The 23,300-nt window shown below is 51.0% G+C and carries 26 protein-coding genes and 1 riboswitch; of the genes, 8 read left to right on the top strand and 18 right to left on the bottom strand.

Translation table 11 applies throughout. From position 1 onward, the window contains the following. Window positions 1–26 precede the first annotated feature (26 nt). A complete protein-coding gene (locus NST43_RS01145) occupies window positions 27–662 on the bottom strand; it encodes a nitroreductase family protein (RefSeq protein WP_209993685.1) in 636 nt (211 codons plus the stop codon). A gap of 43 nt (window positions 663–705) precedes the next feature. Beyond that, window positions 706–1,134 carry a MarR family transcriptional regulator gene (locus NST43_RS01140; protein ID WP_339221984.1) on the bottom strand — a complete coding sequence of 143 codons (429 nt, stop codon included), beginning with the start codon at window positions 1,132–1,134 and terminating at the stop codon, window positions 706–708. Window positions 1,135–1,242: 108 nt separating this feature from the next. Between NST43_RS01140 and NST43_RS01135 the strand changes: the two genes are divergently transcribed. Further along, on the top strand, window positions 1,243–2,025 hold the full coding sequence (locus tag NST43_RS01135) for a carbon-nitrogen family hydrolase (protein WP_339221982.1): 783 nt from the start codon (window positions 1,243–1,245) through the stop codon (window positions 2,023–2,025). Between the two features lie 209 nt (window positions 2,026–2,234). Here NST43_RS01135 and NST43_RS01130 read toward each other — a convergent pair whose 3' ends face one another. Then, window positions 2,235–3,131 carry a lipoate--protein ligase family protein gene (locus NST43_RS01130; RefSeq protein WP_339221980.1) on the bottom strand — a complete coding sequence of 299 codons (897 nt, stop codon included), beginning with the start codon at window positions 3,129–3,131 and terminating at the stop codon, window positions 2,235–2,237. 225 nt (window positions 3,132–3,356) lie between these two features. Between NST43_RS01130 and NST43_RS01125 the strand changes: the two genes are divergently transcribed. Then, complete coding sequence (locus NST43_RS01125) at window positions 3,357–4,256, top strand: CHAD domain-containing protein (RefSeq protein WP_209993681.1); 900 nt, start codon at window positions 3,357–3,359, stop codon at window positions 4,254–4,256. Between the two features lie 88 nt (window positions 4,257–4,344). Here the strand turns inward: NST43_RS01125 and NST43_RS01120 are convergent, their stop codons facing one another. Next, the gene (locus tag NST43_RS01120; protein ID WP_339221977.1) at window positions 4,345–4,980 is read right to left on the bottom strand and encodes a ThuA domain-containing protein; all 636 of its coding nucleotides are present in this window, start codon (window positions 4,978–4,980) and stop codon (window positions 4,345–4,347) included. A gap of 58 nt (window positions 4,981–5,038) precedes the next feature. Continuing rightward, window positions 5,039–5,761, bottom strand: coding sequence for an SDR family NAD(P)-dependent oxidoreductase (locus tag NST43_RS01115; RefSeq protein WP_209993679.1), 723 nt, complete (start codon window positions 5,759–5,761; stop codon window positions 5,039–5,041). Between the two features lie 226 nt (window positions 5,762–5,987). Here NST43_RS01115 and ytxJ point away from each other — a divergent pair, with 226 nt between their 5' ends. The 3 genes from ytxJ to NST43_RS01100 all read left to right on the top strand — a co-directional run bounded on the left by ytxJ (window position 5,988) and on the right by NST43_RS01100 (window position 7,622). Beyond that, window positions 5,988–6,314, top strand: a complete 327-nt coding sequence (gene ytxJ / locus NST43_RS01110) for a bacillithiol system redox-active protein YtxJ (RefSeq protein ID WP_209993678.1) — start codon at window positions 5,988–5,990, stop codon at window positions 6,312–6,314. Beyond that, a complete protein-coding gene (locus tag NST43_RS01105; RefSeq protein WP_076160073.1) occupies window positions 6,311–6,553 on the top strand; it encodes a glutaredoxin family protein in 243 nt (80 codons plus the stop codon). The genes ytxJ and NST43_RS01105 overlap by 4 nt, the downstream gene beginning before the upstream one ends. 309 nt (window positions 6,554–6,862) lie before the next feature. Further along, a riboswitch (cyclic di-AMP (ydaO/yuaA leader) is annotated at window positions 6,863–7,032 on the top strand. A gap of 134 nt (window positions 7,033–7,166) precedes the next feature. After that, window positions 7,167–7,622, top strand: a complete 456-nt coding sequence (locus NST43_RS01100) for a hypothetical protein (protein ID WP_339221973.1) — start codon at window positions 7,167–7,169, stop codon at window positions 7,620–7,622. Window positions 7,623–8,037: 415 nt separating this feature from the next. Here NST43_RS01100 and ltrA read toward each other — a convergent pair whose 3' ends face one another. The 3 genes from ltrA to NST43_RS01085 all read right to left on the bottom strand — a co-directional run bounded on the left by ltrA (window position 8,038) and on the right by NST43_RS01085 (window position 11,975). Next, a complete protein-coding gene (gene ltrA, locus NST43_RS01095; protein ID WP_339221615.1) occupies window positions 8,038–9,330 on the bottom strand; it encodes a group II intron reverse transcriptase/maturase in 1,293 nt (430 codons plus the stop codon). Window positions 9,331–10,004: 674 nt separating this feature from the next. Then, window positions 10,005–10,202, bottom strand: coding sequence for a hypothetical protein (locus NST43_RS01090; RefSeq protein WP_339221971.1), 198 nt, complete (start codon window positions 10,200–10,202; stop codon window positions 10,005–10,007). Between the two features lie 114 nt (window positions 10,203–10,316). Further along, window positions 10,317–11,975, bottom strand: coding sequence for a family 43 glycosylhydrolase (locus tag NST43_RS01085; protein ID WP_339221969.1), 1,659 nt, complete (start codon window positions 11,973–11,975; stop codon window positions 10,317–10,319). Window positions 11,976–12,123: 148 nt separating this feature from the next. Between NST43_RS01085 and NST43_RS01080 the strand changes: the two genes are divergently transcribed. Next, a complete protein-coding gene (locus tag NST43_RS01080; protein WP_339225311.1) occupies window positions 12,124–13,008 on the top strand; it encodes an AraC family transcriptional regulator in 885 nt (294 codons plus the stop codon). A 66-nt stretch (window positions 13,009–13,074) separates the two neighbouring features. On the opposite strand, the gene NST43_RS01075 is transcribed toward NST43_RS01080, so the two are convergent. The 3 genes from NST43_RS01075 to NST43_RS01065 form a co-directional block, all read right to left on the bottom strand. After that, window positions 13,075–13,764, bottom strand: coding sequence for a hypothetical protein (locus tag NST43_RS01075; RefSeq protein ID WP_339221967.1), 690 nt, complete (start codon window positions 13,762–13,764; stop codon window positions 13,075–13,077). Window positions 13,765–13,919: 155 nt separating this feature from the next. After that, window positions 13,920–14,618: an SDR family oxidoreductase gene (locus NST43_RS01070; protein WP_339221965.1), complete on the bottom strand. Its 699-nt coding sequence runs from the start codon at window positions 14,616–14,618 to the stop codon at window positions 13,920–13,922. 145 nt (window positions 14,619–14,763) lie between these two features. After that, complete coding sequence (locus NST43_RS01065; protein ID WP_339221963.1) at window positions 14,764–15,765, bottom strand: NADP-dependent oxidoreductase; 1,002 nt, start codon at window positions 15,763–15,765, stop codon at window positions 14,764–14,766. A gap of 229 nt (window positions 15,766–15,994) precedes the next feature. On the opposite strand from NST43_RS01065, the gene NST43_RS01060 reads away from it, so the two are divergent. Continuing rightward, window positions 15,995–16,543 carry a TetR/AcrR family transcriptional regulator gene (locus tag NST43_RS01060; RefSeq protein ID WP_339221962.1) on the top strand — a complete coding sequence of 183 codons (549 nt, stop codon included), beginning with the start codon at window positions 15,995–15,997 and terminating at the stop codon, window positions 16,541–16,543. Between the two features lie 107 nt (window positions 16,544–16,650). On the opposite strand, the gene NST43_RS01055 is transcribed toward NST43_RS01060, so the two are convergent. From NST43_RS01055 to NST43_RS01025, 7 genes are all read right to left on the bottom strand, one after another. Then, window positions 16,651–16,845, bottom strand: a complete 195-nt coding sequence (locus NST43_RS01055) for a hypothetical protein (RefSeq protein WP_339221961.1) — start codon at window positions 16,843–16,845, stop codon at window positions 16,651–16,653. 40 nt (window positions 16,846–16,885) lie between these two features. Next, a complete protein-coding gene (locus tag NST43_RS01050; protein WP_209994676.1) occupies window positions 16,886–18,175 on the bottom strand; it encodes an ABC transporter permease in 1,290 nt (429 codons plus the stop codon). Next, a complete protein-coding gene (locus tag NST43_RS01045) occupies window positions 18,168–19,070 on the bottom strand; it encodes an ATP-binding cassette domain-containing protein (RefSeq protein ID WP_339221960.1) in 903 nt (300 codons plus the stop codon). Before NST43_RS01045 ends, NST43_RS01050 begins: the two co-directional genes overlap by 8 nt. 2 nt (window positions 19,071–19,072) lie before the next feature. Next, complete coding sequence (locus NST43_RS01040) at window positions 19,073–20,002, bottom strand: ABC transporter ATP-binding protein (RefSeq protein WP_339221959.1); 930 nt, start codon at window positions 20,000–20,002, stop codon at window positions 19,073–19,075. Next, window positions 20,002–20,412 carry a GntR family transcriptional regulator gene (locus NST43_RS01035; protein ID WP_339225310.1) on the bottom strand — a complete coding sequence of 137 codons (411 nt, stop codon included), beginning with the start codon at window positions 20,410–20,412 and terminating at the stop codon, window positions 20,002–20,004. Before NST43_RS01035 ends, NST43_RS01040 begins: the two co-directional genes overlap by 1 nt. Window positions 20,413–20,464: 52 nt before the next feature. Then, entirely contained in the window at window positions 20,465–21,193 is a 729-nt protein-coding gene (locus NST43_RS01030) for a hypothetical protein (protein WP_339221958.1), read from the bottom strand. A 496-nt stretch (window positions 21,194–21,689) separates the two neighbouring features. Further along, window positions 21,690–22,649, bottom strand: coding sequence for a tyrosine-type recombinase/integrase (locus NST43_RS01025; protein WP_339221956.1), 960 nt, complete (start codon window positions 22,647–22,649; stop codon window positions 21,690–21,692). A gap of 212 nt (window positions 22,650–22,861) precedes the next feature. On the opposite strand from NST43_RS01025, the gene NST43_RS01020 reads away from it, so the two are divergent. Continuing rightward, window positions 22,862–23,290 carry a chemotaxis protein CheW gene (locus NST43_RS01020; RefSeq protein WP_209994671.1) on the top strand — a complete coding sequence of 143 codons (429 nt, stop codon included), beginning with the start codon at window positions 22,862–22,864 and terminating at the stop codon, window positions 23,288–23,290. Window positions 23,291–23,300 lie beyond the last annotated feature (10 nt).

Below are 23,300 nucleotides of genomic sequence, written 5' to 3'. Positions count from 1 at the left end.
TTATTCCTCCTGAGTTTAAGTTGAGCTTATTTCCACTGGGCGATCTTGTCGATTGGCAGACGGACGGAGGCGTAGCCTTCATCCAGCGCTTTGCCGATCGAGATCAGCATAACCGGAATGTAGCGCTCTTTGTCCATACCGAACATTTCAGCGATCTGATCCTTTTCAAATCCGCCGATCGGATTGGTGTCATACCCGTGTGCGCGGGCGGACAGCATCAGTTGCATGGAGACCAGACCGCCGTCAATCATGACTGTCTCTCTGTTAATATCGGCCGGCAGATTGGCGAAGTGCGCGCCGAGAGCAGCTAGTTGTCTTTCTTTGACTTCGGCAGGCATAAGTCCGCGTTCTACTGCAGTTCCGTAGATTTCTTCAGCATAATCGAAGTTCTTCAAATCACCGAATACGGCAATCATGGCTGCGGAGGTTTCGACCTGAAGCTGGTTGAACTTGGCAATAGGCGCCAGCTTGGCTTTGGCTTCCGGGCTTTCGATGATCACAAAACGCCAAGGCTGCATATTCACGGAAGAAGGGGCCAGCGTAGCTTCTGTAAGAATCTCTGTCATTTCTTCTTTGCTGATTTTAACCGATGGATCATATTTGCGGATCGAGCGGCGTCCTGTAATAATGCTGATGTAATCATTGTTTTTGGTAGTGTTCATGAATAATTAGCTCCTTTTAAAATGGTTTGATTATAGGTGCCGGCTACAGTACATTAATATTATATTGCAGCCGGGTAAGCATCTCTGCGAGTTCGGTTCGCTCCTGTTCATTGAATCCGGCCAGCAGATCACCGATGAACTCGGTCTTGTTCTCCCGGTAGGCATCAATATGCTCGCGGCCATGAGCGGTCAGGGTGACGAGAGTCACTCTGTTATCGGCAGGATTATTCCGGCGGGCGATCATCCCGTTCTCCTCAAGCCCTTTTAAGTGGCGGGTAACCGCTGCTGGGTCGATTTCCAGAAGCTTTTGCAGGGAAATCTGACTGATCTCGGAAATCCGGTACAGCTCTTGCAGCAGCCTGAAGCGGGTTGGAGTCATGCCGGCACAGCGCTCGAATTTGGGGCCGATTTCTTTGTGCAGGGCCTGTAGCAGTTCGAAGATCTTATGTTCATCGGGCTGAACTTCGCTCAAGATTAACCCCCTCACGCAAATAAATTGTGCAAAACCTTTTCGACAAAACATACTTTACACCCAATTCATTGACCCGTCAACTAATAATTTTTGGAGGTGGCTGCCTGTATGAAAATAGCCCTGATTCAGCTCGATATAGCATTTGGCAAACCGGAGGTGAATTATGCTGCCGCTGAGCGCAAAATTCGTGAGGCTGCCGCTGGCAGTCCGGACTGCATTATCCTTCCCGAGCTATGGACAACGGGATATGATCTGACCCGTCTGGGCGAAATCGCCGACTCTGGCGGACAGACCACCGGTGCCTTAATGTCAGGTCTGGCGCGGGAAAATGGAGTGAATATCGTCGCTGGCTCCATTGCGGTCAGGCAGGAGAGCGGCGGCATAACGAACAGTATGTATGTCTTTGACCGCAGCGGGGCGTGCACCGGAGAGTATAGCAAGCTGCATCTGTTCAAGCTGATGGAGGAGCATCTCTACCTCCAGCCCGGCGCAGCCAAGGGACTATTCACACTGGACGGTATCTCCTGCGCCGGGCTGATCTGCTACGACATCCGGTTCCCGGAATGGGTCCGCGTCCATATGGCTGCAGGGGCCGAGATCCTGTTCATCAGCGCGGAATGGCCTCTTCCCCGCCTCTCTCACTGGCGGGCGCTGCTGGTCAGCAGGGCGATTGAGAACCAATGCTACGTCGTAGCATGTAACCGGGCGGGAGCTGATCCGGCGAATACCTTCGCTGGACATTCAATGATCATCGATCCTTGGGGCGAGATTGTCAGCGAGGCCTCCGGCAGCGAAGAGATCCTCAGCGGCGAGCTTGACCTCGCCCGGGTCCGGGAGGTACGGGGACAGATACCGGTCTTCGCGGACCGGCGCCCGGAGTTGTATATGTAGTTGGGGGGGGGAATGTAGAGGATGATCGCGGGGGGCTGCATCTTTTGCCCCCGCGGTCATCCTCTTGGACTGTCTCTGGCCCGCACACACCCCAGCCTGCACATTGTATGCTGTTTTTCGCATACATTCGGACGCGCACAATGTATCCTGTTTTCCGCATACATTCGGCCGCGCATACCCCAGCCTGCCGCCAGTAGCCGCAGCCCGCTTCAGCGGGCGTACCGCTCGCGCAGCATAAGCGCTGCTTCCAGCACCTGCGGATCGCTGTACCGCAGGCTGTAGCCGGTCTCCTGCTGCAGCAGCTCCGCCGGCAGCAGGCAGGTTCCCCGGCCGGCAAGCGCCTGCCGGATGCCCGCGGTGAACTCGGCCGCCGAAGACGGGCCGCCAAGCTCCGCGAGCGCGGCGATGGTCTCCGGCCGCACGCACGGATAGTCCAGGGAGGCATCGCCGTCCGCTGCATCCTGATAGAAGCGGCGGATACGCTCTCCCCTCGCGAGCCCCGAGCCTGACACAATCACGAACGCGTGGACGAAGTACGCGCTGCTCTGTCTGCGCTGGGCGATGCCGCAGAACTTGCGGCCGCCGATCGCCAGGTCGAAGTCACCGGGGCAATACGACCCGGTGACTTCTTCTGCCCGGATTTGCGCCGCTGCCTGCGGATGGCCCGCAGCTACCGCTTCGGTAATCACCGAAGCCAGCAGCCGGAAATCATCGTGGAAGTCCAGCTTGCCCGCAGGCTTCGGCAGCAGCAGGGACACGTTGATCACTCCCGCATCCAGCGGCACCGCAGCGCCGCCCGAATGGCGGACCGCCGTACGGATGCCCTGCTGCTCCAGCGCCTGCATCGCCTCTGCTGCGCGGGGCAGCTTACTGTCCCGCAGCCCCAGCGCGACTCCGCCGGGGTGGCTCCAGAGATGCAGCACCGGCGGGACCCTCCCGGCCCCGACATCACGGCACAGCACCTCTTCAAAAGCAAACGGAATCAGCATATCCTCAGCAGATGCCTCATCCCCTGATTCACCGCCGGTATGCGTGAAGAGGACCATCTGCTCCGGCAGCCTTCCTGCCGCCCCGTTCTCCAATACATCATAAGGTTCACTCCGCATGCTGATTCCCCTTTCTATCTATTAAGACCTGCGCTAATCTTAACTCCGTTAACTATTCACATTGTAACCGATCTCTCCCCGCACCGTACAACCAGCAGTGTATCCCCTTACGGATTTGAAATGGCGGAGCGAACCCGTTATCCTTAATGTAGTACAGAAGAATATACCAGCCATAAGATTCGCGCATAAGCTCATGCTATACACAACCTCTAGGAGTGATGCTGCATGACAACCGAACCACAGGCAATGCACAGGCAACTAAGTAAATCCAGGCAATGGGAACAGGCCATGAACAAGCTGTACATTAATTTTCAGGACTACAGCAAGGATGCACGCAAAGGGTTCAACGATGAGGATATTCATCAGGCCAGAGTCAATAGCCGCAAGCTGCTGACCCTGTTGTCCATTCTTGATCCGGGCCATACTGCAACGGCAGACTTGTATGACAGCTTCAAGCAGGCCCAGAAGAAGCTCGGCAGGGTCCGTGATGCAGATGTGCTGATCGGGTCCTTTGAGGCCCGGCGCAAGGCGGCGAAGGCGGCGGGCGATAAGAAGACTGCCAAGCTGCTGAAGGCGGTCATCGGACACCAGAAGGACACACGCAAGGCGTCCCGTAAGAAGCTAAAGAAGGCACTGCCCAAGCTGTCCGGCCAAGCACTCGAAGCGCTGTGGACACCTTTTATCGAGACCGGGCTTGAGCCCCTAGCTGCCAAAAAAGACGCCAATGTCGCCATGCGCGAGCTTGAAGTCGCCTTTGAACAGAAGAAAAAAGCCTGCAAAACCCTATTCAAGGGTCCGGCAGCCGAAACGCAGGAAGCCTTCGAAGCTCTTCATGAGCTGCGGATTGCCGCCAAGGAACTGCGGTATACGGCGAATGCGGCTGCTTTTGCGCTGGATCAGAAATTCCACGCCCATGAAGCCTTCTATAAGGACATTCAGGACCAGCTCGGACTCATTAATGACAAGCGGGTATGGCTGGAGACGCTGCAATCGATTGGACGCGAAAAGCTGGATGTCGGCAAAAAAGTCTGGGCCGCCTTCACCGATACGCTGCGGGCAGAGGTACTGGAAGCTCTCCATCAGAACGAGGTCGTACCTGTTGCTGATACTGAGCCCCCAAAATAGGGCATCATAGCTGATCATCCCATACACAAAGGCAGGACACCGCATGTTATCCAAGCGGTATCCTGCCTTTTATCATTAGCGTCACATGCTATAGCATTCCGGCAGCCCATAATCCGCCTCTGCGGATCATCCGGCGCAGCGGCTCTGAGGAGAATGATGGCAGATGGTGCCCAGGCATCAGATAGACCACCCGGCCTTCGCCGAAGGTATGGCACCATGCCGCCGGTCTCATCGCTCCGTCATGAGGATATTCGGCCAGCACCGTTGTCTCGAAGTGGGGATGCTGCTCGAAATAGTAAGGCTCATCCTCTATCACAAAATCAGAGATCCCCTCCATAATCGGGTGCTCCGGCGCAGTCACTTTCATCTCTAGCGCCGTGAACGCCGGATGGTGGGTGAACCGGGCACCAAGCATCGCCCCAAGCTCCTGATTACGCTGTAGGGAAATGCCGTTGTGCACGACAAGCAGCCCCCCGCCGCCAGCCACATAAGCGAGTAAGGCCCCGCTCTGCTCAGCGGGTAACTTATCTTCGGAGAATTCCGTATAGGAGACCACCAGCCTGCATTCTGCCAGCTCTGCCTTGTTCATCCGTCTGTAATCCTCCGTAGAGACCACCTGGAACTCCGGTTCAAGGAGCTGCTCCAGCTCACGGTCTACCTCCTGGAAGGGATGATACTTCACTTCGGTATAGCTGCCGAACGCCAATGCTTTATAGGAAGACATGATATGCACACCTCTCTTTTGCCAAGTTAGCCAATTTAGCCTGTCCTGAATATTCGTGTCACCAGGGCCAGAGATTGCCGTCCAGATCGATATAAGCCGGTTCTTCAGCCAGATACATCTTATGGTTATGAACGATCGTCATAATCTTGCCTGCCGATTCTTCAGGAGTTACAGGCGCCTTCGCATCCTTCTCCCCGTTCATATAGGTCTGTAGCCAGCCGGGATGGAACACCATCACCTGTCCGCCCATCGTACGCAGATGATTGTGCAGCAGCGAGGACTGCATATTAAGCGCGGCCTTCGACATACAATAGCCATACATATTAATCCGCTTGTTCCGCCCAATGCTGCCAGCCTCCGACGAGATATTAACCACCAGACGCTGCCGGCCTTGCAGCAGTAAACCCATCAATGCGTTGCTTACCCTCAGCGCACCCAGCGTGTTCACGTTATAAATATGCGCCATCGCTTCATCATCCATATCCACGAGCACCGTTGCATCATCCGACCGGTGGATAATCCCGGCGTTATTGATAATCATATCAAGGTGTCCTGTACTTCCGGCAATACTCCGCGCGGCTTCCTTCACACTCCCTGCACTGCCGATATCGAGAGGGACCAGCCTAAGGCTATCCGGGTATTGCGCTTTCAAAGCTTCCAGTGCCGCCTGATCCGGCGAATACTGTCCGGCAAACACCATGTACTTACTCTCCAAAAGAGAGCGAACAAGGTACAATCCGAGTCCACGATCAGCCCCGGTGACACACGCAACCCTTTTCATGAGCTCCCCCCTCATATCTGCATCAATATGCACCGAGCCTTGGTTCATCCCTCTCACATTAGCACGGCCACCGGCCGTTAACAACATCCCGCAAGGGAGGGGCAGGCTATGGTGAACTTTCTTTTGCTTTAATTTTGAACTATGCTACAATCATGAATAATAGTTGTTAACAACACAATTGTTGACAACAGGTTTCATTACTCTTACCCAGGAAGGTGATCCTCTGATGTCTATTCAACAAATTCACACTAAGGAAGAACTAGAGCAATATATCGGGCAGCCTGGCAAAAAACTGCTCTTCAAGCACAGCACCACCTGTCCGATCAGCGCCAAGGCCAACGAGGAATTCCAGGCCTATGCACAGCATTCAGATACTCCTGCAGCCGTGGTCCATGTGATCGAAGACCGTCCTGTCTCCAACCAGATTGCTGAGGATTTAGGGATCAAGCATGAATCCCCGCAGATTTTCCTGCTGGAGGACAGCGAAGTCCGCTGGAACACCTCACACTGGAAGATTACCCAAAAAGCGATAAAGGAAGCAGTGGAACAATGAGCGCGAACGTAATTGTCTATTCAACCTCCGGCTGCAGCGAATGCAATCAGGTCAAGCAGTTGCTTGAGAGCAAGGGCATTCCCTTCGAGGTCCGGGATGTGATGACAAGCTCCGTCTACCAGGAGGAAGTGGAGAAGCTGGGATTCATGGGCATTCCAGTCACCGTATCCGGGGACCGGGCGGTCAAGGGCTTCAATCTTCCTGAGCTTCAGGAGCTTATGGATGCTGCTGTTCTGTAATATACGTAAAGGTGCTGTCTTCTCAACAGGAGCAGCGCCTTTTTTATTGCGATTCATAGAGGTAGGCGGCGACGATACCTGGGGACCCTTCCTCCCCACTGCCGTCTGCCAAAAATAAAAAACAGCGCTTGAGCGAGATAAATGGCAGATAATCTGCTATATATATGAGTTTTGGCTTCACTATGCACAGCCATTCAGCCATTTGCTGAAAACAAGTCGAATAGCACTCTTTTCCATTTTTACAACCCCCCTCTGAACAGAGTATGATTCGTGTTGAAAGCAAATGAACGCATTCATGAAAATGAGCATATGCATTGCACGCTGAATTTCCGTCATGTGGAAAACGGGGGAACCATCCGGCCGTCAGGCCGACTTGGGGTGAATCCGAAGGAGAATGCCACGCGCAAGTCTCCGGCAGGTAGGGCGACTCTCACCGTCCGAATCCGACAGCTAACCCCGTAAGCGCTAAGAGAGAGCCAGATCCGCCACGATTTTGCGCTAGGCGTCTAACGCCTTATACCCAAAACCGCAGGCAGAGGTCCTCCTCTGTCCTGCGGTTTTTTGCGCGCTGGAATGAACACTAAAGTACAGATTCAGGAAGGAACGTGACCACATGCCTGACCCCTTATCGCCCAAGGCAGCAAGCGCTGCCGGATTCAACCACTTCATCCAGCAATCTAGCGGCCCCGTCTATGCGCTTAGCTGCCTGCTGCTCGAAAAGGGGGCCCGCGCCGAGCAAGCAACCACCGCCACCTTCGCGGCACTCCATCCACTGTGGCTGAAGGACAGCCTCTCAGGAGACGGCGCTGCTGCTTCTGCCTACAGAGAGTGCATCCGCCAATGTGCCGTGCTCGCCCGGGACCGTAGCCGCTGCGCTTCTGGGCTGCTTAACTGGGATGATCACGTTACCAGTGCCTTATGGTACGGCATCCAGCTCCCCCTGCCCGACATCAGCCAGATCCTGGAGTGCAGCATCCCCGAGCTGAAGGCGCGGCTTAGAGGAATACGCGAACAGATGGCAGCCGCACATTCAACCTTGCCTGCGGTCCACCGCCCTTCGGCGGGATGAGACTGAGGAAGATATGGGATATAGGCATGAGTGCGGTAGAAGGAGATGGATAGCGGGCCGTGCGGACTACAGATCCGCTATTTCGGCAAATGGGACCATGCCGAAGGCCAAGCGGACTGAGAGGCGCTTAATTAACCCATTCCGCCTCATTTTGCGCTCCACACAGCCCTTAACGTCCTATCAGTCCGTAACGGGGAGTTAATCGGTCTTTTTCACGAAATAAGGGCCGCTGAGTCCGCAAAATAACCCCACAAAGTGGGGTTTAGCTTCGATGATGACTCAGGTACTTTGCGGGGACCCAAAACATATAAATTCTAGAGTAAAGGGCTGGATTAACCAGCCCCTCCTCATCAAACCGTACGTGAGGTTTTCCCTCATACGGCTTTCCGATGTTTGTCATTCATGAGCATGCAGATCACAATAGCGTTTTTAGTCCATTCATGTTGGCTATATACTTGACTTCAGATAGTGAACTCATCCATCTTCTGCGCTGTCTCTTCTTCGCGTACCACCGGGTTAATCGCTGCAGAATATACCAGTCTAGCTTAGCTAATCTCTTTTGGCTGTAGTTCGTGTAGTAATAATTTCTCCATCCTTGTATCTTCGGATTGAGCCATTTCACGTGTTCCGCAAACGATTTAGATCGCATGCCGGGCGGTGCTAATCTATCTTTGACCACGCCTCGAATACGTTCCTCTGCCTTCTTCGTTAGCCACTGCTGGGTGGTATAGTACACCTTCCCTTGAGAGGTTTCTGCTTTCGTTTTTCGGTGGTGCATTCCTAAGAAGTCGAATCCTTCCTCTCCTGTCCACAGGCCTACAATGCGAGTTTTGACCGGGTGTAAGGTTAACTCTAGACGTTCCATAATCCTGCTTATGAGCTCATAAGCATGTTCGGCGTCCTTTTTGGTTTTACAGACCACCACCAGGTCGTCTGCATACCTTGTCAGTTCTCCCAACCCCCTTCCGTATTTCTCCCATAGTCGGTCAAAGTAATTCAGATAGATATTCGCCAGTAGCGGTGAAATCACCCCACCTTGCGGTGTGCCTAAATCGGAACGCCTTACGTTTCCTTCTTCCATCACACCCGCTTGAAGCCACTTCCGTATTAATTTCAGGATTCGCCTGTCATTGATACGCATTTGTACCAATTTCATAAGTTTCTCCTGGTTAATGTTGTCGAAGTAGCCTTGGATATCGACGTCGACTACCCAATTCCCTTTGCGGTTGCAGGCTTTCCGGATTCGATCCAGCGCTCCTTTCGCACTTCGCTTCGGGCGAAATCCGAAGGATACTTCTTCGAAGTCTGCTTCAAAGATCGGTTCAATCACGAGTTTCGTTGCCATCTGTATGACTCGGTCGCGCACCGTCGGGATACCCAGCGGTCTTTGTTTCCCGTCTTTCTTTGGGATATAGTGCCGCCGTACGGGCTCTGGATCGTAGCTACCTGCTTTCAATTCTCGCTCACAGTCCTTCAGGAACCGTATTTCTCCTTGTGCTTCAATATCTGCGAGCGTCACGGCATCTACTCCAGCCGCTCCCTTGTTTGCCTTAACTCGTCTCCAGGCTTCACTCAGCACATCCCAGCGATAGACTTTGTCGTACAGCGCATGGAATTTACGCTTGTTGTTCTCCTTGGCCGCATGACCTAGCTTTTCTTGGAGTTCTTGAACTTTTTCTTTGGGTGTCGTTAGCCGGTTGGCATTCACTCACTCGTACCTCCTCCAAAAGCGTAAACAAAGCAGGGCTCCTTCCCTCCCTAAGGTTATGTTGTCCTTAGGTTCTTCGGTACTACGAGCCCCTCGGACTCCCTTCCCACAGACGGTTCATTTCGTCTTTTGGACTTATAGAGCGCCTATTTACGGGTTTCTAAAAAAAAAAAAACCCCCGTGTGGGGGAGGGTCTCCCCAGTTCACTGCATTATCTTTCAACCCATGCCGATCCCTATACCCCGGAGGATTCTTCACTGTTGTTCCAAGTTCTGTACAGCTTCCTTGGCCTTCGTCCATGAAAGCGGGACTCGGCTTCCTCTCTTCCCCTTCGCAGGGCCTTTTTGACGACGCGGCAGGATTCACTTGATGTTACGGCCTGGGTTGTTGCTCGCCCAGTCTCTGACCGGTACTTTTGTCGATGCGCTTTTACACACAGATTTCGCCATGCGCAAGCATCCTAGCTACAAGAGTGGCTTGGCCCCTCTCTTGGTTGGACTTGCACCAACTAGATAATGCGTGCCTCTGGGCACGCCTATCAAAAAAAGCCGCAGCATCCGCCGCGACTTAGTCATTGACTCTCAGCACCAGCACCCATAAAGTGCTTGGCTTACCTTACATAGCTAACCATCATGCACTGATCCTGTCTCCGCCGACCGTTCAGTACATCGAACTCAGCTCTTGCCCTTACCACCCTTGCCGCCCTTGGCAAACCGCCAAAAAGCCATACAGCAGCCGAGCAATCCGGCTCCCAGCATAAGGGTCTGTAACGCCCCCAGCCAAGCCGATTGATCCGACGGGATCAGGCTGCTGACAATAATGAGCAGGATAGAGGCCGCGACCAGCACGGGGGTTTGTCTACTTTTCTTCACAACCATTCACCACTCCTAAAGACTAATACTATCTAAGGTACACCATCTCCGGCGTTTTCACCAGTTCACCCCGGCTCCGGGCACCACCAGGCGAAGAACGTATGGCGTCCTTGGCTAGTAATTCTTCACCACATAGTATTCAAAATCAGCGAAGGAGTCATGCTGGTGAGCATCAACGGAACCGATGAAATTGAACAACCCTGTAAATCCGCCAATCTCCCCCGGCTCCCCGTTCACACCTTCATCCGACAAATAGAGAACATCGATAGCCTCTACAAAAGCTTGCCAATCCCCGTTATCCCCGAAGCGGTACAGGATACTCGCGAGGCCTGCATTATAGATAATCTTGAGCTCCGCTGCGTCTTCAGGGACTGGAATGTAATTGTGGACCAATTCGGTACGTTCCCCCAGCTTGGCCTGCAGCACATATAGAACGGTCCCCTCTGATTCCGAGTGGGTCAAGTGAACATACAGCCAATTATTTGAATCATAGTATAGCCCCAGACCGGCCGTTTCCGAATAATGATCGGGATGAAACTCAACCTTGGTTTGAACTTCATAATGAAGGGAGGTTGCACGCGTGGCCATAATCGCCGGATGGATCTGCGAGAAGAAAGAATTCTCTCCATGAATGCGTAAGTAACCCGGACGTTCAACCGTATTCACCCATGCAGCTTGCTGGTCCCGGTATGGAGTCAGAAAATGAAGATCATATTTCTCCTGGTTAAAATCATCAAATACGTCATGAGAGATTCCATCGGCCTCTAATTCAACACCTGTTAACCCCTCAACTTCCATTTTGGCTACATTCGATCCATCCTTCATTTCCAGCCAGCCATCCTCTGTCCAATGCATTTTTTGTATAGAGGTTTCACGGCCTAATGGGTTTAAAAGCGTTCCTTCCACAGGCCGTGACATTAGATGGGCAATGTACCATTCGCCTGTTTGTGTTTGAACTAATGAGCCGTGACCTGCTTTTTGCATGATTGAACTTGGATTATACATCTCAAAATGCCCGGCATCCGGATTACCCAGTGAGAATAGATGGCGCGGCGAGGAGGTGATAATAGGCTCTCCCGACGGATGCGGTTCATAGGGACCAAAAATATTCTCTGCACGCCCCAGCTCAACACCATGAGCATAACCCGTTCCGCCAGCTGCTAATAAAAGATAGTACATACCTCTATATTTATAGATCTGCGGTGCTTCAGCACAGCCTCGGCTGGTGAAGCCTTGCGTCACCCGGTGCCATTGTCCAACCAACTTTCCCTCATTCAAATCAAATTCAGCGATCACAATATGTCCAGGCGCCTGATACCCTTCACGGGTCTCCCATTCAAGAATGGACACATAGTGTCTGCCATCTTCATCATGGAAGAGCGCCGGATCGAAACCGATGGATGTCAGATAGATGGGCTCAGACCAGGGTCCATGGATATCTTCTGCCCACATGGCATAGGAATCCGAATTAAATTCACGGCCTGCCATGTTTAACATATGCGAATAAGCTAACCAGTACCGGTTCGTCCTAGAATCATAGGATAGATGCGGTGCCCAGATCCCGGCTGGAGTATTTGTGCCTCTTAGATTCACTTCACCTTTATTCAGGGCAAAGGCCGTCAGCTCCCAATTGGCTAAATCGGTTGACTTGAAAATTTGAATACCGGGATTCCAATGAAACGTGGAGGTTGCAATATAATACACATCATCCACTCTAATAATAGAGGGATCTGGTGCCATTCCAGGGATTATAGGATTATTAATCTTCGTCATTTATTTGCTTCCCTTCGCTGTTTAGCCATATTATTTACCCTTTTCCTGTTGTCTATGTATATTATAATAACTACTAACGTACTTATGCGATGGGATGATTACGGCTAGATTTACCCAAATCAAAGGCAGGTGCTGCAAATTGGAACATATGAATAGCTATCTCACAGGTGCACAGACGCTGCTGCTGCCGCGCATTGATTGGAATATACGCTTTTTTGGCGCACATACACAGACCGTTCCTGCCGATTGGAGCATGACTACAGAATCCCACCATGCCTTTGAGATTCTGATTGTGTTGGATGGGGCTCAAGAGACAAGGATGGATCATGAACAATTCATCGTGAACAGTGGTGATATTCTGCTGATTCCGCCTGGGTTCGAGCATACGAATAAGTGTATTTCTGCTACATCGATGACCTATTTTTGTGCTCATTTCGATGTAGACGAGCCCTCCTTACGGATGAAAATACTGAAAAACTGCGACTGGGTCTATTCTCCCTCCAGTTTGTATCATAGCCCGCTGAAAAAATGCCTTCAAACATGGATCGATATTCTGCATGAGCCTGAGTTGTCGTTCACCAAAGCGAAGCTAAAAGCACAAATTGTCTTGTTCGAGTTATTAGAGGTGCTAGTAGATATCCAGCCGGTTCACAAGGAGATACGTGCCAACCAATCGATGACCACTGCGAAATATGCCAAAGAAATTGCCGAAGCCATCAAGAGAGCTTTTAAGAAAAATTGCACCCAGGGAAATTCAGATTACACCCTTCACATCCAGCCCATCATTGCTTCGCTTGGGATCAGCCCCAACTATGGATTAGAGGTATTTCAAAAAATATATAAAATGTCGCCCCGCACCTATCTATCTGACTTAAAGCTACAGGAAGCCAAAATATTACTCCAGCAGCCCAGGATATCTTTAAATGAGATTTCAAACCGTTTAGGCTACAAGAATCTCTCTCACTTCAGCAGACAATTCAAAAGATGGACGGGCATTAACCCCTCCGACTATCGTAAAAATAATGGTGTATAGCAAACACCCATCTGCCTTTATGGGGCGGATGGGTGTTTTGTTATTATGCTGATAAGTTATCGTTATTTAATTCTCCTTCAGCGCTTTAATCTCAGCAATGAGATGATCCAGCTTGTAACCGTTGGTATCCCGGGAGAAGGCTCTCATTTCTTCGGTTTGTCCCTCGAATGCAGATAGAACATAATCGTCTTCTACGACATAATACGTACCATATCGCGTATACGAGTAACTCCCCTCTTGCTCTAAGCCCACCCCCTTTTTCACCGCTGCTACAATTTTCATACCTGGTTTGAGTTCGGGTTCAATGCCCTTGAACTCAGAGTTATAAATCAGGTTAATGGTCCCTTCAACCTCTTCACCAGTAACTACTTGATCTACATTAACTTGAAAAGAGGTAAACATAGGCTTATAAGGCTCCAGACCGGAATCCTTCAATTTCTCCGCTAAATTACCCCATGGAGTTCCAGGTTCAGTTATCAGATCCACGCTGAAATCCGGCATTTGCTGAATGACTTCAGCAACTATGACCGTGTCCGTATGATCCAATACCTCCTTGAATGTTAAATCCCGCAAATCAACATTTTCGGGAGAGCCGGTGGATAGAGGATATTCTTTACGAAGCTCCTTAATTTGCTCTGGCGACAGGCTTGCTGCTGCTAATCCATCTGATTCAGAAGAAAGATTGGAACAACCCGTTAGGAATCCGAATACCATAATTGATGCAATGGCAGCTGTTATTATCCTTTTTATATTCATCTCAATCCTCCGTTCTAGAGGTATAAGAATCATAATAACTTCCTAAACAATAAAAAAGAAGAGTCTCCATGTGGAGACTCGATAACATCCTGTTTATGGGGGCCATGGCTAAACGACGCGGTAATTCCATGTTCCTGACTTTAATTGCACTGGGATTAGGACAGATGCGGGTAGAGGGCGGACACGCCGCCTGCAAGTCCGGCTTGGATCATTCGGCTGGTATCGTCGGCAAGAATTTCGAAGCTGCCGGCTGCTATGCCGTCAATAGCTATTTTCGCAATATCTGAAGGGTTTGATTTGGGAGCATCCAGGCCGGCCGTCATGTCTGTCTCCATATAACCCACATGTAAGCCTGATACTCTAATATGACGGGGATACAGATTCAAACGAAGATCGTTCGTCAGCGCCCATGCTGCAGCCTTCGCAGCTGTGTAGGCACCCGCAGCTCCGCCACTAAACCAGGATAATGCGGAAAGAATATTCAGAACCGATCCTCCCCCGTTGTTCTCGATGACCGGTGCAAAAGCGCGAACCATGGATAACGTACCGAAGAAATGCGTATCCAATTCAAGCTGGATTTGCTCCATATCCCCTTCCAGCAAAGAAGCGCCTGTAGATGATCCTGCATTGTTGATCAGAATTGTAACATCCTTAGCCAGGCTGGCTGCTGCCGCTACCTCTTGAGGGTTGGTAACATCAAGTTTTACAGGGGTAACTCCTGGAATATCCAGGGTCTCCGGATTTCTTGCTCCCGCGTAGACCTTAGCCCCTCTAGCTAGAAGTTCAAGCGTAAGCTGGCGGCCAAGCCCCCGGTTTGCTCCAGTAACAAATGCGACTTGTTCAGAAATGTTCATTGTATTCGCTCCTTATATGAGAATGATTGTTCTAGAAAATGCACAGGAAATGATATAATAACCTAACCTAATCTTATCATGCAGTGATGTCCTATAAATTCAATATAACATATTGAGAACGATCGGTAAATAATTATATGAATATTTAAAATCGGATAACCACTTTCCCTTGGGGGTGACCTGTAGCAACCAGATTTAGAGCTTCATTAATCTCTTCAATGTGGAACTCCCGGGCATCTACCGCGGGTATAATTTGGTTCTCTTCAATGATTTTTGTGATTTGCCGTAATTGTTCTCCATCACTGCGTACAAACACAAAATGATATTCAATCTTCTTCTTCTTGGCTTTGTGATCATACTTAGCACCAGCAATACTGAACAGCTTTTGCTTCCAACCTGCCAAGCCCATAGTTTTGGCGAATCTTTTGTTTGGTCCGGTCCGTAGAGAGAGAAGATGGCCGCCTGGTTTAATAATAGAGAGTTCACGGTCAAATTCACCAGGTCCCAAGGTATCAATCACATAATCAAGATCATGAAGCCGTTCCCAGTAGTTCTCCGTGGTGTAATCAATGTATTGATCAGCTCCCGCGGCCATTGTACGTTCGCGCGCCTGTGGACTTCCGCTGACGATGACCTTCAGCCCCATGCTTTTAGCGATAGGAACCGCCATTTGACCAAATGAACCAGAGCCTCCTGGAATGAACACACTTTCGCCAGCTTTGGCAGCTAACTCTTCATGCAGGCTTTGATAGGCTGTCAATCCTGTTAAAGGCGCAGCCGCACCGGTTACAAAATCCAGATTACCCGGCAAGTGAGCAATAGCCCCAACATGAATCGCCGCATATTCGGCAAATGCTCCAATCTTTCGCAGCGGCAGGCGGGAATAAATGGCATCACCCACTTTGAAGCCTGTGACTTTCTTACCCATCTTCTCAACAACACCTGTGAGTTCGTTACCAAGGGTCAAGGGGAACTCATAGTCCTGGATTAACTTCACGCTTCCGGTAGCGATGAGCAGCTCCAAGTGGTTAACCGCTGCCGCCTTTACTTTAACCAAAACTTCGTAATCACTTATTTCCGGGACTGAAATATCGCGCACTTCAACTTGAAACGGTTTGGAATATTTGGTGATCTGTGCCGCCTTCATAATTAATATCCTCCTATCCGCAATATCTTAAGTAACATTTGTGATGATTTGTAACTAACACAGCAAGCATAAGACTAGAAGTTACAAAAGTCAACATTTGTTACTTTGTTTTTTCATGCTAAACTATAAGTGGATATTATTAATTAACGAAAGAAGGGTTGGCAGCACGGTGTTACACTGGGGGGTTAATCGTAAGTGCCTGCACTCCCCCATTCACCTGCCACAACAAATGGCTAAAATTACACAGGAGCTTATTATTGAAACTGCCGAGACATTAATTGAGCGTACGGAAAAATCTGAGGTGACGCTCTCTCAAATAGCGGATGAATTGAACATCACCCACGCTGCACTCTATAAACATTTCAAAAATAAACAAGAACTCTGGGCGGCAGTAGCTAAGGGCTGGTTCAACCGGATGATTTCAGAACAAATCCGTATAAACATGATTAATTCGGCCTCCCCGCAGGAAGTGCTCCACGATTGGCTATGGGCATTTGTTAATGCCAAAAAACGCGCTTATAATGAGAATCCCCAAATGTTCGCCTTGAATACACAATATGTGGACAGTAATCCATTGGTATTACGTGATGTGCTTTGGGATTCTTATCAAGTCATTGATGGTTTCATGGAATATCATGATCCTCAATTTGAACGGGCAGAGGCCATTCTATCTGCGTTTGCAGTGTTTAGTCTCCCCTCTTTTAAAGAATCCTGGAATTCACCAGACTACCAAGAACGGTTTGAACGCCTCTGGAGTTTAATCAAACAGGGGGTTTGAATCCTGGTGGGGATGGCTGAATATACAACAGGGAGCAGTTACCTGAGGTAACTGCTCCTTGTTGTATTGCCCGGAAGGCCGTAGCGGATTTTTGCTGCCAAAAGTCCTTACTGTTCCCTACGTTTCTTAAATTTGCCAAGAGTTACGATTGTCATCATCATTCCCACAATTCCAATGCCTGTTAGTACTCCCTGCGAGAAATCCATCACACTGCTTCCGTTAGACTGAATGACTTGACCAGCAACAATCGCTGAGAAAGAGGCCAGGAACAGCATCACTGAATTTTGTTGTTGTTTATTCATTTTCTCCACTTCCTTGTCAAAGTTAATAATCTGTCCAACCCTAGATCTTATAAGCCTTCATAGCTTTTCTAATCTCCTTGATGCTCGGGCGCTTGCCGTACATCAGGACGCCGGTGCGGTAGATCTTGGCAGCGAGCCAGCCGAAGAGGAAGGTTGTCGCAAGCAGGATTGCCAGCGAGACCATGATCTCCCAGAAGGCCACATGGCCGACCCCGATCCGCAGCAGCAGGCTGAGCGAAGAGGTGAATGGCACGAAGCTGGCTACCTTCACCAGCAGGGTGTCCGGGTTCGAGATGCTGAACAGCGGCAGATAGAAGCTGACGAAGCCCAGCATCATGACCGGCATCACGGCCTGCCCCAAATCCTCTGTCCGGCTGACAATTGAGCCGACAGCGGCATACATCAGGGCGTACAGGAAGTAGCCCAGGATATACAGGATGAATCCATAGACAATCATGCTGACATTAAGCTGTCCCAGATTCAGATCGAAATCGCTCAAGATCGTGGAATTATGCGGCAGCATCAGGTTGACGGCGATGGCAGCCGAGATAATGGCGATCTGCATCAGACCGACGAGGAAGATTCCGATGACCTTGCCGAACATTTGGGTGAGTGGCGAGGCGCTGGTGATGAGAATCTCCATAATGCGCGAGCTTTTCTCCGAGGTAATCTCGGCCGAGATCATGTTGCCCGTCATCATCACCGACATGAAGAACAGAATCAGGAGGATATAGACAATCACATAGTTGATAATGGGTTTGGACTGATCCTGATCTGCACCACCCGCTCCTCCTGCGGCACTGAGCTGTTCTGTATCAAACGAGACCGGAGCAAATATAGCAGCAACCTGGCTCTCCGTCAGCTTATCTCCAACAATCAGCCCGGTATTCACCTGCTGTAGAGCCGCTTGCAGATTCGTTTTCAGCTGGCTGCTGATGTCTCCGTCTTTGCTGTGATACGTTACCGGAGGCACCCCTACACTGCCCTTGTCGGCAAAGGTAAGATACCCCTCAATCTTCTCATCCTCCAGCCCCTGCTTCAGCGCAGCATCCTCAGCGGAAGGATATGCGGTAAATACGACTTTATCGTCTGCTTCAGCCGGCGGAGTATAAGCGAGCAGCAGCTCGGCGGGCCGGAAGCCCTGCGCGGCAACTATTCCGATCTGTGTCGCGTCCTTGGCACCGTCTTCTCCGTTGAACACTTTGATTAGATAAGGAATATTCATCCCAATGCTAAGCAGAAGCACCAGAATCAGGGTCGTAATCATGAAGGATTTCGTTCTTACCTTGTTCTTGAATGTGAAGCCGATAATGGTTGCCATTTTATTCATTGGATTCACCCACCGCTCTGATAAAGATTTGGTTTAGCGTCGGTTCCTTAATCTCGAAATGCTCGACCTCGCCTTGAGCCACAGCCAGCTGCAATATGCGCTGCGCCGCTCCCAGGTCATTGATGGATAACACATACCCGCGCTCTTGCCGCTGCACTCCGGTAACTCCGGCAATCTCGGCAAGTCCGTTCACTTCCCCGGCGGTGCGCAGTACAACTTCTTCCCGCGGATACCCCTTCTTGATCTCGCGGATATCTCCCTGAACCACGGTGTTCGAGCGGTCAAGAATCGTGATATTGCGGCATAATTCTTCAACATGCTCCATACGGTGCGTGGAGAACAGAATGCTCGTTCCCAGATCCCGCATCTCTCTGACGGTATCCTTCAGCAGCTCCACGTTGACCGGATCGAGGCCGCTGAAGGCTTCATCCAGGATCAGTATCTTCGGCTTATGGACCACAGCGGCGACGAAGCCCATCTTTTGCTGATTCCCCTTGGACAGCTCTTCAATCTTCTTATTATAATATTCCGGAACATCGAAGCGCTCCAGCCAGTACTTCAGGCTCTTATCCGCTTCACTGGCGGACATCCCGCGCAACTGCGCCAGATAGATAATCTGATCGCTTACCTTGACCTTCGGGTACAGTCCCCGTTCTTCCGGCAGATAGCCCATCAGATGCTGAAGCTCCTTACTATACGGCTTGCCGTTATACAAGATGCTCCCTTCGTCGGGATAGATCAGGCCGAGCACCATGCGCATAGTCGTTGTTTTGCCGGCGCCGTTGGCACCCAGCAGACCGTAAATCTCGCCTTGCTCCACCTTTAGACTGACTCCGTTGACGGCTGTCTTCTCACCGTACTGCTTCACTACCTGATTCAACTGCAATGCTTCCATTCTTATTCCCCTCTCTTCTGGTCGATCAGAACCGGACGGTGTCCCCGGGTCCATAAGCTTAGGATTTCATCCAGCTCCAGGCTGCGGCTCTTGAGTACCTTTACGCCCAAATCGTGAATGCGTTTCTCATACAGATAAATTTGCTGGGTCAAAAATGAGGCCACACCCGGCGTCTCCAGCTTCAGCTCCAGCGCTTGCGGCAGCTCGGCTGCCAGCTCCTGCAGCTCTTGCTCTCCCTCAATTTGAACCCATATTTCACTCCATGAACCAAACAGACTGTCCTTCTCGGTCATTCCCAGCAGCTGCCCCTGGTGCATCAGCACGATATAATCGGCCAGCCGCCGTACCTCTTCAACAATATGGGTGGAGATGATAATCGTCGCCTCATGCTCCTCCATATAAGTCTGCAATGCATCAATCATAATCTTCCAGGCAAAAGGGTCGAGGCCCGAGGACGGCTCATCCAGCAGCAGCAGCCGGGGCTTCGCCGCGAGTGCGGCGGCAAGCTCGAACTTGCGGCGCTCCCCCTTGGACATCTTGCCCAGTCTGGCGTTCGGCGGCACTTCAAACTTACGGGTCAGCTCCTCGAAGTAGCCGTGATCCCAGGAAGAATACCAGTGACGGCGGAACTCCGCAGCCTCAGCGGCTGTCCAGAAATTCTCCTCGCTCTGGGATACCTCAGGCACATATGCCATCTGCTGGCGGAGCGGCAGCGGCAGCCCGTCCCGGTAAGTCTCGCCGAACCAGCGGACCTCACCCTCTCCGGGAAAACTCAGCTGCAGCAGCATGTGCAGCAATGTGCTTTTGCCCGAACCGTTCTGGCCTACAAGTGCAGTGATATACCCCTGCGGTACGCTTAAATTAAGCGGTCCAATCGTCTTTTGCCGCCGCTTCTTGCACACATCCCGCAGCTCTATCGCTTGCTGTCCCATCAGCTTCCCCCTCTTTCTGCCTGCTTCCCGTATTTGTCCTTCACAATCTCTGTGAACAGCCTGGTCAGCTCCTCTTCACTGCAATGGACGGACAGTCCCGCCTCCACGGCGCTCTCCAGCGCCTTGCGGATGGTCTCCTGCTTATAGTCCTCCATGGCCCCGGTCCCGATATGGGACACAAAGGTCCCCGTCCCTTGCCGGGTGCGCAGCAAGCCTTCGTTCTCCAGATCCTGATAGACACGGCGGACCGTAATGACACTGCACTTCAGGTCCCCGGCGAATTCGCGGATGGAAGGAAGCAGCGTCCCTTCTGTAATCGCACCTGAGATAATCAGCGATCTGAGCTGCGTCTCGATCTGATGGTACAGCGGCTCTGCGCTGTTCTCATTAATTTGTATAGGTATCCACATCATTTACACCTGCCTTCCAGGCCCGGCCCCCGGATGAACGCCTTGCCCCGTCTCATACGAGATCCCGGCTCTTCAGCCGGTGAATCGTCCATCTGGAGAACAGCTGAAGCGATAACACACCAAGCACCAGCGCCCCCCACATCAGGGGAGATAATAGGCCCCATTCCTTGGATACAGCGACCGTGGCAAGCAGTAGATTGCCTCCAACCAGATAGACCAGTCCCGACACCGCCAGCGCCAGCAGCATGATGGCTGAGATGATCCAGAAGTACATGACGCCGCTGACCGAGAACTCGATGATAATATACATGCCTGCGACAATCAGACTGTAACCTATCCAGGTGAGGGCGAAGGCCAGGTACGCGGCAGGCGGCAGCTCGGCGCGTATTCCTGGACTGAGTACATAGATCAGGCCGAAGTACAACAGACTGTTCATGACAATAGCGAACAGGGTATTCAGCTTTCTTTTGCAGAGAATAACTGCTGTTGGCACCGGCATCGCCCGCATATATGCCAGCATCCGGGTATAGGAATCCTCCGAGATATACTTCATCGTCCGCCGGGAGAAGCTGACACTGAGCATGAGCATCATCGTAACCATCAGAATATCGCTGAAAAGCTGCTTATCATGTCCTGTTAGCGTATCGTCGATGATCATTCCTGACAGTGCGGCAAAATATCCCATGAACAAGAGCGAAAACAGCAGTGCCCACAGCAGCTTCCAGCGGTCACCGTGGAATTCGCTGCGTACGATGACCCACGCTTGCTTTAATGTTGTCATAACTTCTAACCTCGCTTTATTCGTCTTGAACGGCAGGAGCCGGCAGATCAGCTAACTTCAGTGTGTATCTGTGTGTGCTTACTGTATATATCTATATACACAGTATATGACCTATGGTTTTCACTGTCAACTGATTACCTCTGCTATTTTTATTATTTCGATTTTCATGTACAAAAAAACCCCGCACATGGGCGGAGTCTTGACTTTATTATTGGAGCATACGCAGGATTTGCGGCACAAGTGCCGGATTTCGATGCAACAAACCACAATCAGCTAAGTCTGTATGTATACTTTGACGTTTTTTGTCGTACAATATCACTTATGCGACTTTTTTTGAGTGAAACACGATAAACCATGCATACTTGCGCATAATCAAGCAGCAATGCGTTTATTATAGGTCATTTCCTAACTTCTGTATAGAAACTTCGCGGGATCAGCCCCTCTGCTTCCACAATTATGTTCCATTCGCGCCTCTGCAATTTTTGTCGAATCCAATCTATTGAAAGAACGTGCGCAGGCTGTCCTCCACAAAATCCGGAGCAGCCTTTTGAATCTGCTGAACGGTGTGAAGATAACGCTGGGTGGTATTGATGTGGGAATGCCCCAGCGTTTCCTGAACCTGCTGAAGCGACGCTCCCTGGAGCAGAGCCAGTGTGGCATTCGTATGCCGCAGCCAGTGCGGCGTCAGCTTTTTCTCAATCGTGCTGGCTGCTCCGGCGTTCTTAATAATCCGTTCCACCTGCCGCGAAGATAATGGAAACATCCTCTGCTCCGGGGTGACCTCTTCCTTCCTTGGCAGGGTATCAGACAACTTGGAATACAGCTGCCAGAGGGTCGGCGGAACCTTGATTTCTCTGAGTTTGCCCCCCTTGCCGTTCTCCACGGTCAGCCAGACAGAGGTCTCCAGCAGATCATTATGGAAGTCCCCCCACTTCATCGCCGTCAGCTCTGATACCCGCAGACCGAGCACTACCAGCGTCAACCCGATCAGATAATTGCGCAGTCCTTGCTTCTCCAGTACATTCAGTAACTCTCCCACCTCCCGTTTGGTCAGGAAGTTTTTGCGGCTGGTCACAGTTATTTTGGGGATACGCACCGAGGAGGTCGGATTCACGGCAAATATCCCGATATGCTGGTCACTCCCCCATTTATAAAAAGACTTCAACGGCGCAAGGAATGCCGCTATGCTTGCCGGTGCCAGTTGCCTCGGATAGCTGTAGCCCCCCTGCGTCAGGAAAATCTTATACGCCTCAATCTCCCTCCAGCTAACTGCCCGTAAGGAGGTGCCTGCAATAAATCTGCGGAAATCGGCAATCGCCCGCTTATAATTTCGACCTGTATTAACATTCGTACAGCAGGTAGCCATAAACATCTGAACAATCTGATCATCGCTTAAGTATCCCTCTTCCGGGTACACCAAGCTGAGCGCCGTACGGTTGAATTCGGTCTGGCTCATTCTTTTTTCATCACTCCTCAGGATTAGACATGTCGCATAAGTGATATTGTACGACATTTTTGTGGTATTTTGTCCCATTATCTCACAAGGATGGCCAAAGACCGGACCACGCGAGAACAGCAGAAGGTACCGTGCAGAATTCAAGGGAGGGGGACGGAGACAGGGTAGCAGCTGCGGGCCAGCCAAGTAATATGAGAAGCCGGAGGGTAACTATGGAGACCGTTTTGCAGAAACAATATGTTGAATTCGGAGTAGATCACGAGCATTATGCGATCCCGATCTCAGATGTCCATGAAATTATAAGAATGCAGGAAATAACGGAGATCCCCAGCAGCCGTCACTATGTTAAGGGCATTATCAACCTCAGGGGGAAAATTGTGCCCGTGCTCAGCCTTAGAGTGCTGCTCCAGATGGAGGAAGTGACCCACACCAAGCATACACGCATTCTGGTGGTCCATCACCAGGAGGAGTCTCTCGGCGTCATTGTCGACAACGTGAATAAAGTGACGACCTTCAGCGATATCCAGCCCGCAAATGGCAGCATCGCCGGAATCAGCGGTTCCTTCTTCAATGGAGTAGGCTTCTCTTCTTCCGAGCTGGTCGGCATTCTGAGGCTGGATGAGATCCTGCTGCGCGACTAAACAAAGGCTA

It is taken from the genome of Paenibacillus sp. FSL H8-0332 (assembly GCF_037963835.1).
Lineage (GTDB): Bacteria > Bacillota > Bacilli > Paenibacillales > Paenibacillaceae > Paenibacillus_AQ > Paenibacillus_AQ rhizoplanae.
Note: the sequence above shows the minus strand (reverse complement) of the source record. Positions and strands in the feature narration are given on the sequence as shown.

Excerpts from the sequence above, each read along its gene's own strand:
- NST43_RS01145 (WP_209993685.1), bottom strand. The coding sequence starts at position 662 with ATGAACACTACCAAAAACAATGATTACATCAGCATTATTACAGGACGC.
- NST43_RS01135 (WP_339221982.1), top strand. The coding sequence starts at position 1,243 with ATGAAAATAGCCCTGATTCAGCTCGATATAGCATTTGGCAAACCGGAG.
- NST43_RS01130 (WP_339221980.1), bottom strand. The coding sequence starts at position 3,131 with ATGCGGAGTGAACCTTATGATGTATTGGAGAACGGGGCGGCAGGAAGG.
- NST43_RS01125 (WP_209993681.1), top strand. The coding sequence starts at position 3,357 with ATGACAACCGAACCACAGGCAATGCACAGGCAACTAAGTAAATCCAGG.
- NST43_RS01120 (WP_339221977.1), bottom strand. The coding sequence starts at position 4,980 with ATGTCTTCCTATAAAGCATTGGCGTTCGGCAGCTATACCGAAGTGAAG.
- NST43_RS01115 (WP_209993679.1), bottom strand. The coding sequence starts at position 5,761 with ATGAAAAGGGTTGCGTGTGTCACCGGGGCTGATCGTGGACTCGGATTG.
- ytxJ (WP_209993678.1), top strand. The coding sequence starts at position 5,988 with ATGTCTATTCAACAAATTCACACTAAGGAAGAACTAGAGCAATATATC.
- NST43_RS01105 (WP_076160073.1), top strand. The coding sequence starts at position 6,311 with ATGAGCGCGAACGTAATTGTCTATTCAACCTCCGGCTGCAGCGAATGC.
- NST43_RS01100 (WP_339221973.1), top strand. The coding sequence starts at position 7,167 with ATGCCTGACCCCTTATCGCCCAAGGCAGCAAGCGCTGCCGGATTCAAC.
- NST43_RS01085 (WP_339221969.1), bottom strand. The coding sequence starts at position 11,975 with ATGACGAAGATTAATAATCCTATAATCCCTGGAATGGCACCAGATCCC.
- NST43_RS01080 (WP_339225311.1), top strand. The coding sequence starts at position 12,124 with ATGAATAGCTATCTCACAGGTGCACAGACGCTGCTGCTGCCGCGCATT.
- NST43_RS01075 (WP_339221967.1), bottom strand. The coding sequence starts at position 13,764 with ATGAATATAAAAAGGATAATAACAGCTGCCATTGCATCAATTATGGTA.
- NST43_RS01070 (WP_339221965.1), bottom strand. The coding sequence starts at position 14,618 with ATGAACATTTCTGAACAAGTCGCATTTGTTACTGGAGCAAACCGGGGG.
- NST43_RS01065 (WP_339221963.1), bottom strand. The coding sequence starts at position 15,765 with ATGAAGGCGGCACAGATCACCAAATATTCCAAACCGTTTCAAGTTGAA.
- NST43_RS01060 (WP_339221962.1), top strand. The coding sequence starts at position 15,995 with ATGGCTAAAATTACACAGGAGCTTATTATTGAAACTGCCGAGACATTA.
- NST43_RS01055 (WP_339221961.1), bottom strand. The coding sequence starts at position 16,845 with ATGAATAAACAACAACAAAATTCAGTGATGCTGTTCCTGGCCTCTTTC.
- NST43_RS01050 (WP_209994676.1), bottom strand. The coding sequence starts at position 18,175 with ATGAATAAAATGGCAACCATTATCGGCTTCACATTCAAGAACAAGGTA.
- NST43_RS01045 (WP_339221960.1), bottom strand. The coding sequence starts at position 19,070 with ATGGAAGCATTGCAGTTGAATCAGGTAGTGAAGCAGTACGGTGAGAAG.
- NST43_RS01040 (WP_339221959.1), bottom strand. The coding sequence starts at position 20,002 with ATGGGACAGCAAGCGATAGAGCTGCGGGATGTGTGCAAGAAGCGGCGG.
- NST43_RS01035 (WP_339225310.1), bottom strand. The coding sequence starts at position 20,412 with ATGTGGATACCTATACAAATTAATGAGAACAGCGCAGAGCCGCTGTAC.
- NST43_RS01030 (WP_339221958.1), bottom strand. The coding sequence starts at position 21,193 with ATGACAACATTAAAGCAAGCGTGGGTCATCGTACGCAGCGAATTCCAC.
- NST43_RS01025 (WP_339221956.1), bottom strand. The coding sequence starts at position 22,649 with ATGAGCCAGACCGAATTCAACCGTACGGCGCTCAGCTTGGTGTACCCG.
- NST43_RS01020 (WP_209994671.1), top strand. The coding sequence starts at position 22,862 with ATGGAGACCGTTTTGCAGAAACAATATGTTGAATTCGGAGTAGATCAC.